We start from the raw sequence: 7,134 nt of genomic DNA, 5'->3' as shown, positions 1-7,134 counted from the left end.
GAAATTATTGCTTCTACCCTTCCGACTTCTGCCTTCTGCCTTCTGCCCTCTGCCTTACCCCAACCTAGATCACCAAAAGTTGCCAAGACCCGTATTTAAATGCAATTCCAATGAGCATTTTTTCAGATAAACTACTCAAAGTTTTTTCTAACTGCCCAATCTCTACTGTGGAAGAGTCAATCGCAGTTAGTGCAGTGTTATGAGCTTCTAGCTTAGTGCGTAACTGCTCGATTAGTTGCGTCATATTTTTCAAATTGCAAGCATCTCCCAAATCCAAATTATTATCAATTGCCTTGATACAAGCGGATCTTAATGCAGCTTTTTCTAGGACGCGGGATGTACGCTTTCTGCGAGTCATAGGCTTATCTATTTGTAAGGTTTATATAGCTAATATGCCTCACTGCAAGTAGATTTTGACTCAGGATAATCTACAAATAATTATGTTTTTTATCATCATCGTTATTAGTAAATTCCCGTAAGAGAATTTATCATGCTGACAGACGTTGATGTGCTGTGATAAAAACTATAGCAATCCTATCTGATACCATTTTGAAAAAATAATGCGACAAATAGACCATTGTAGAGACGTGCCATGGCACGTCTCTACAGAGGGATTTGTTGTAATCATTAATTGAATTGGTATGATTTGTGAAAATTCGCGGTGTTTAGATCCCCGACTTCTTTGAGAAGTCGGGGATCTGAGTTTAGGATTGATATAGTAGCGTGTTTATCCTTAACTGAACTGGATTGCGGTATAACTAATTTAACGACAGCTTAAGTGTTCATAACAACTCAAGCTGTGACAACGACAGCCTGAGCCTTTATAACAACAACTTCGGTTGTGACAATGACAACTTTAAATTTTCTTATAGGATTGAAAGCTGTGATAATGATGGCTTCAGTTGTGACAATGACAGCTTTAACTTTTCTTATAGCATTGAAAGCTGTGCTAAAAACAGCTTGAGTACTGATAACGATCGCTTAAATTGTGTTAATAACAGCTTTAACTTTTTTCATCACAAAAGTAGACTTGAGATCAAGCGATCGCTCAACAGTTGTCTTTTGAGAATTGTAGTTAGACCACCATGAACAATAGCCCAAAATGAGGGCACAAAAATCCTCTTTTTTAACCCCTAACCCCTAAAAACTATGATATCTGCTGACGCGACTTCTGAGCTTTTAACAATTTTGCCTTTAGAAAATGGCGACAAGCTCACCCGTCATGAATTTGAACGACGCTACCATGCGATGCCTCATCTGAAAAAAGCAGAATTGATTGAAGGAGTTGTTTACTTGGCATCCCCTGTACGAGCAAAAAAACACGGCAAACCTCATAGTCACATTATGACTTGGTTAGGCACTTACGAAGCCGCTACGCTAGGAGTAGAAACACTGGATAACACAACTGTGCGTCTTGATGCCGATAATGAACCACAACCAGATGCAATACTGAGAATAGAACAAGGTGAACAGTCACGTAAGCTGTTCCATATATAACTTGCATAATTAGGGCGGGCAAGATGCCCACCCCACAAGAGTTTTATTTAATTTGATTATGTAATTTAGATGTTTTTTAGCTTATTAACCAAGATGATTACTTAGAAGGCGCACCAGAATTAATTTTAGAAATAGCCGCTTCCAGCGCTTCCTATGATTTACACGAAAAACTCAAAGTGTATCGTCGTAATCAAGTCCAAGAATATTTAGTTTGGCGAGTTTACGACCATGAATTTGATTGGTTTAGGTTAAATGCTGGAGAATATATTCAACTTGAATCTCACGAAAATGGGATAACATCCTCTCAAGTGTTTCCGGGATTGTGGTTGGATAAAACTGCTCTATTAACTAGAAATTTAGCGCAGGTTTTAGAAGTATTGCAACAGGGTTTAGCAAGTGAAGAACACCAACATTTTGTACAAGCTTTAGCTAAAAATAACTAGCGCAAACGCATGAAACCTCTTTGTAAGATAGTAGCGATCGCTTGACTATTTCACAATCCCATGACTTGGCGATAATGCAGTTCTAACTGCGCCACAGTTTGAGACTTACGTTTTGTTTCCCATTGACTAAGATTAAACAATTCTTGTCGCAATTGATCAACATTAATTGTGATGACTTTACCGTCAGTAATAATTTGCTTGCCATTCACCCAAGCACTATTAACAACATGACTGGGACGCCCCAAAACTAACAAACCAATGGGATCTGTTCGGGGAAGTAATGATAAATTAGTAAGGTCATAAAGCACCAAATCAGCTTTTTTACCAACGGTGAGAGAACCTAGTTCCTCTGCTAAATTTAATCCCTTCACACCGCCTAAAGATGCCATTTCTACTGCTTGCTTGGGCGTAATCCAGTGTTGGTAGTCTAAGTCTGTAACGTTGTGCAAAATAGAACCAATTTTGATGGCTTCTAGCAAATCTTGAGAGTCGTTACTAGAAGCACCATCACAACCAAAGGTAACATTTACCCCTGCTTGGCGATACTTTAAAATTGGGGCAATGCCACTACCCAAGCGTAAATTGCTTAAAGGATTGTGAACAACTGTAGATTGAGTTTCGGCAAGAATATTAATATCAGTATCAGTCAACCAAACGCAATGGGCAAGTGAAGTGCGATCGCCTAAATAACCAATTCTTTTGAGATGTGCAACCGCAGTACAGCCGTATTTTTCTTGAGCGAGTTTTTCCTGTGCTTTGGTTTCAAGTAAGTGAGAGTGACGACAAAGATTGTAGCGATCGCTTAACTCAATACACCCTGCAAATAAGGCATCAGTACACAATTGTATCCCGGTTGGCGCCACTAAAATATTCATCCCCTCATCAGGGCGATGAAACTGTCTCACTGCCTCTTCGATAATTTCCAACGTCGCAGCCGTTGAGCGAAAATAAGGCTCATGAGTTTGTGCTGACTCCCCTGATGGGATGCCTGCTGTAATCGATTCATCTTGAATTAGCGGGGCTACAAAGGCACGAATCCCAACTTCTCGATAAGCACGCACCGCAGTGGCGATGGTTTCTAACTCCTGTCCTGGAATTAACACCAAATGATCTACTACACTCGTGCCACCGGAAAGCAGAGTTTCCACCGCTGTACCCAAGGCGCTGAGGTAAACCTTTTCTACATCGAGGGGTGCAAAGTCATACAGTTCCGCCAGCCATAACTCCAAAGGCAAAACTGACATGATTCCCCGTTGCCACATCTCAGATGAGTGGGTATGAGCGTTGACAAAACCAGGAAGCAACAGCTTATTTCTACCATCTATAGCAGTGCCGATCACATTAAGATGAGGAGCAATCGCCGCAATCTTACCGTCTACAATCTGGACATCAACGAATGCATAAACATGATCAGTGGGAATTAAAACATTCTGGATAGTAAACTTGGCGGGAGTTTGAACCATTGCCGTTTGGGGTGCGTGGGCTGTGAGTATTGTATCGTTATGGTTAGGTGGATTCGAGATTTATTATGGGTATAGGGGTTATGTTTGGGTTCATTTTTAACCTTAATTAAGTGATTGAACGTCTAAAAGAATTTCAAGTTACAAAATAGAAAATAGTGTTGCAATTTATGAATCTGCCTTTTCGGACATTGGGAGTTGTACCAAATGCTTGGTCTGTGAATCATGCGATCGCAGATATCACTCGTCCACAACAAACCCCACAACCCGTTATCTTATCAACAGAAACCAAAACCCTGCGCTTTGATTTAGCAAAAGCAGCTATTCTCGTCATTGATATGCAAAACGACTTCTGTCACCCTGATGGCTGGTTAGCGCATATTGGTGTAGATGTGACGCCCGCGCGTCAACCCATTAATCCTCTAAACGACCTACTTCCCAAACTCCGTGCGGCTGATATTCCCATAATTTGGCTCAATTGGGGAAATCGCCCCGATTTACTGAATATTAGTGCCAACTCACACCACGTCTACAACCCCACAGGGGATGGTATCGGATTGGGCGATCCCTTACCCAACAATGGTGCTAAAGTATTAATGGCTGGTAGTTGGGCAGCAGCCGTAGTAGACGAACTCCAACAGTCACCAGAAGATATTTGTGTGGATAAATATCGCATGAGTGGGTTTTGGGATACCCCTTTAGATAGTATTTTACGAAACTTGGGCAGAACTACACTCTTTTTTGCAGGTGTTAACGCTGACCAATGTGTCATGACTACGCTGTGTGATGCCAATTTTTTGGGATATGACTGCGTGTTAGTTAAAGATTGCACCGCCACCACTTCTCCTGAATATTGTTGGTTAGCAACGTTGTATAACGTCAAACAATGCTTCGGTTTTGTGACTGACTCACAAGCCATTTTAACGGCGTTGCAAGGGAGTGGGGAGTAAGCTGTTGCGCTTTTAATTTGCATGGTTCAAACCGCTAGAAAGACGCAAAGATGTAATTTGAATTTTGTGATTAGTGATTTTGTTGTTTCAACCGACAAATAGTAACTCAAGATAGAGGAGTAGAAATTCAGGGATTTTTATCATAATTGAAAACTTAGGAGGGGATAAAATGTACGCTACTCGTTGTGTAATTCCTATTATTAAGTCTTTGAAAGATTACCAAGTGTTTCGCATCAGTCCCAATGACACCAATCGACTAGCAATTATCTTTGATTCGATTAATGCAAATACTTCTCTGACTTGCTGTATAGAAATTTTTGATGTTGGTGGACAAACACCACCAAATCGGCATCAATGGGCTGTAGAAATGTTTTTTGTCCTCAAAGGAGAAGCGATCGCCATGTGTGACGGCAAGAGTGTACGCATCAAAGCTGGAGATAGTTTGTTAGTACCTCCCACTGGCACGCATTTGATTAGAAATATCGGTTCAACTCGCTTATATACACTGACTGTTATGGTTCCCAACGAGGATTTTTCAGAACTAATTCGTAGTGGAACCCCAGTTGAATTAGATGACGAAGATATGGCTGTGCTGGGGAGATTAGACGCACTGTTGCCTTGTTAGCAGGGGGATGAGGGGATGAGGGAGAAATTTTCTTTGCGTCCCCGCGTCCAATTCCCTAATCCCTTTGATATAAAATTAGGCGATTGCCATCAGGATCATAAGTGTAAATTTCTTTGCCGTGAGAAGCGATAGAAATATCTCCTGGTGGTGGATAACCTAAGCTAGTAAGATGAGCGATCGCATCTTCTAGATTATTCACTTTAAAACACAAACTTAACTTGCTTTTTGTACTAGTTTCAAACTCTGATTCATCTGTTTGTTTAGGTTTAAAAATACTTAATTGCAAACCAGAAAATAAAAACTCAGCATAGATATCTGGGATTAAATTGATAGGTTTTTGTCCTAGCAGCTCAACATAAAAACCTACTAGTTTATCAAGATTGACTGTTGCTATAGTGACAAATGCATTCGTGTACGAAAAAGCCATATTTACTATTAAAGTAAATCTTAACAAGTTCCGTGGGTTTAAGTCCCCGGTTCTATAATCGGCAAGTTTTGTGTTGGGGTCTGTCTTATACCAATTCTTCAGAGGGAGTGGCGATGTGGGAGTAGGGAGTAGGGAACCCACGCCTTAAGGCGTGGGATTGAAGTCAGGACGCATTGTGCCTCGTTGCAAGCAATCTCGGCACAAATCTTTTCCTAACAGTAGGCAATGAACCACAAAAGACAGTTTTTAATGTTTTTGTATCCCTACTCCCCACCCCCTACTCCCTACTCCCTGTTTTTGTAATACTTCGACTTAGCTTAGTACAAGTTCGTAATGACGCGACGCTCCTGTGTTGCGTCATTACGAATTACGAATTATTTAAGCGTTCCCTATTCCCTTTTTATGCAGGGTTAAATTGGGATCTTCTCTGAAGTAACTGAAGAATCGCAGCTTTTTCTAATATGCCAACTAACACGCCGTTGTCACGAATTACAGGAAGTGCAGATAGTTTTTGTTGTTCGAGTAACTGCACAACTTCTAACAAAGGTTGGTCGGCTTGAATTGTGGTAGATTCTGCTATGGGTTGCATTACGTCTTTAATTTGAGTTTCTGACCATAGCGTTGTCGGTATGGTTCTTAAGCTAGCAGTAGCGCACGCACCTACCAATTGTCTGTGATGATCAACCACCAGGAATCTATGCCAGTTTTGATTATTCACAATTTGCTGATCGGCAAACTCTCTCAGGGTAAGATCAGCATCTACAATTGGGCTATTGGCTGTTACAACATCTGCGGCTGTCAAACCTGTTAGCTGTTCCTGCACTCTGGCAAATTGAGCCGCATTTCCAGCATTTTGTAACAAGAAGAAACCGATTAACAAGTTCCAGAAGTTATTAAAACTACCAAACAATAGTAAGGGAAGTACACCAGAAAGAACCGCTACCCAACCAAAAATTTGTCCAACTCGACTGGCGAAAACTACACCTTTATAAGGATTACCTGTCACTTTCCAAACAATTGCTTTCAGTATATTTCCTCCATCCAAAGGCAAGCCAGGAATGAGGTTAAACAATGCTAGCGCTAGGTTAACCGCAGCTAAAACTCCAAGGATTGCAGCCAATGCACCATTAGCAGCAGTCGCAAAACCAATTATACTAAAGCTACCAAATAGCAGTAAGCTAACTAAAGGCCCAGCGATCGCCACCCAGAAAGCCTCTGCCGGAGTGTTCGATTCTTTTTCTAAGCTTGCTAAACCACCAAATATAAACAATGTAATTGATTTAACATCAATTCCCTGGCGAATAGCAACGAAACTATGTCCTAACTCATGGGCGACGACAGAGGCAAATAACAACAGCGCTGTCATCAATCCTAGTAGCAAAGCTAATCCCACTGATAATTGCGGAAATTGTGCAGCTAAGCCACTGCTATAGCTCCAAGTTACTAAACCTAGAACCAAAAACCACGATGGGTGGATGTAAAAAGGTATTCCGAAGAGATTGCCAACGCGAATTGTGCCATTCATGTCGTTCACCTTTGATTTTATCTCCAAGAGGTTGACTGTATTCCTCCTGATGTCTTTAGTGTAACGAAATGTTAAATAAATTTAATCTTGATCAGAGTCGTGGTGTCCGTCTGTGAAGGTGTGGTTATCAAGAAAAAGGGCATGAATCAATTCAAAATTCAAAACAGCCACCCACGAGGAGCGAGGTTTTTAACCTAACTTTTTTCA

General features: G+C 41.0%; 6 protein-coding genes and 1 pseudogene. 3 read left to right on the top strand and 4 right to left on the bottom strand.

Annotation, left to right across the window (positions count from 1 at the left end):
* Window positions 1–64 precede the first annotated feature (64 nt).
* Window positions 65–358, bottom strand: a complete 294-nt coding sequence (locus AC5JMF_RS03730; protein WP_495794376.1) for a hypothetical protein — start codon at window positions 356–358, stop codon at window positions 65–67.
* Between the two features lie 791 nt (window positions 359–1,149).
* Here AC5JMF_RS03730 and AC5JMF_RS03725 point away from each other — a divergent pair.
* Window positions 1,150–1,940: pseudogene (locus AC5JMF_RS03725) on the top strand (Uma2 family endonuclease).
* A gap of 50 nt (window positions 1,941–1,990) precedes the next feature.
* On the opposite strand, the gene AC5JMF_RS03720 reads toward AC5JMF_RS03725, so the two are convergent.
* The gene (locus AC5JMF_RS03720; protein ID WP_495794375.1) at window positions 1,991–3,403 is read right to left on the bottom strand and encodes an amidohydrolase; all 1,413 of its coding nucleotides are present in this window, start codon (window positions 3,401–3,403) and stop codon (window positions 1,991–1,993) included.
* Between the two features lie 167 nt (window positions 3,404–3,570).
* On the opposite strand from AC5JMF_RS03720, the gene AC5JMF_RS03715 reads away from it, so the two are divergent.
* Both AC5JMF_RS03715 and AC5JMF_RS03710 read left to right on the top strand, forming a co-directional pair.
* The gene (locus AC5JMF_RS03715; protein WP_495794374.1) at window positions 3,571–4,350 is read left to right on the top strand and encodes a cysteine hydrolase family protein; all 780 of its coding nucleotides are present in this window, start codon (window positions 3,571–3,573) and stop codon (window positions 4,348–4,350) included.
* A gap of 169 nt (window positions 4,351–4,519) precedes the next feature.
* Window positions 4,520–4,975, top strand: a complete 456-nt coding sequence (locus AC5JMF_RS03710; protein ID WP_495794373.1) for a cupin domain-containing protein — start codon at window positions 4,520–4,522, stop codon at window positions 4,973–4,975.
* 55 nt (window positions 4,976–5,030) lie between these two features.
* On the opposite strand, the gene AC5JMF_RS03705 is transcribed toward AC5JMF_RS03710, so the two are convergent.
* Window positions 5,031–5,402: a VOC family protein gene (locus AC5JMF_RS03705; protein ID WP_495794372.1), complete on the bottom strand. Its 372-nt coding sequence runs from the start codon at window positions 5,400–5,402 to the stop codon at window positions 5,031–5,033.
* Window positions 5,403–5,802: 400 nt separating this feature from the next.
* Window positions 5,803–6,927, bottom strand: coding sequence for a site-2 protease family protein (locus tag AC5JMF_RS03700; protein ID WP_495794371.1), 1,125 nt, complete (start codon window positions 6,925–6,927; stop codon window positions 5,803–5,805).
* Window positions 6,928–7,134: the final 207 nt, after the last annotated feature.

The sequence above is a fragment of the Desmonostoc vinosum genome, assembly GCF_059505385.1.
This window is presented reverse-complemented; position numbering and strand designations above follow the sequence as displayed.

What these genes read in the sequence shown, in the direction of transcription:
- AC5JMF_RS03720 (WP_495794375.1), bottom strand. Translation starts at nt 3,403, where the DNA reads ATGGTTCAAACTCCCGCCAAGTTTACTATCCAGAATGTTTTAATTCCC.
- AC5JMF_RS03705 (WP_495794372.1), bottom strand. Translation starts at nt 5,402, where the DNA reads ATGGCTTTTTCGTACACGAATGCATTTGTCACTATAGCAACAGTCAAT.
- AC5JMF_RS03710 (WP_495794373.1), top strand. Translation starts at nt 4,520, where the DNA reads ATGTACGCTACTCGTTGTGTAATTCCTATTATTAAGTCTTTGAAAGAT.
- AC5JMF_RS03730 (WP_495794376.1), bottom strand. Translation starts at nt 358, where the DNA reads ATGACTCGCAGAAAGCGTACATCCCGCGTCCTAGAAAAAGCTGCATTA.
- AC5JMF_RS03715 (WP_495794374.1), top strand. Translation starts at nt 3,571, where the DNA reads ATGAATCTGCCTTTTCGGACATTGGGAGTTGTACCAAATGCTTGGTCT.
- AC5JMF_RS03700 (WP_495794371.1), bottom strand. Translation starts at nt 6,927, where the DNA reads ATGAATGGCACAATTCGCGTTGGCAATCTCTTCGGAATACCTTTTTAC.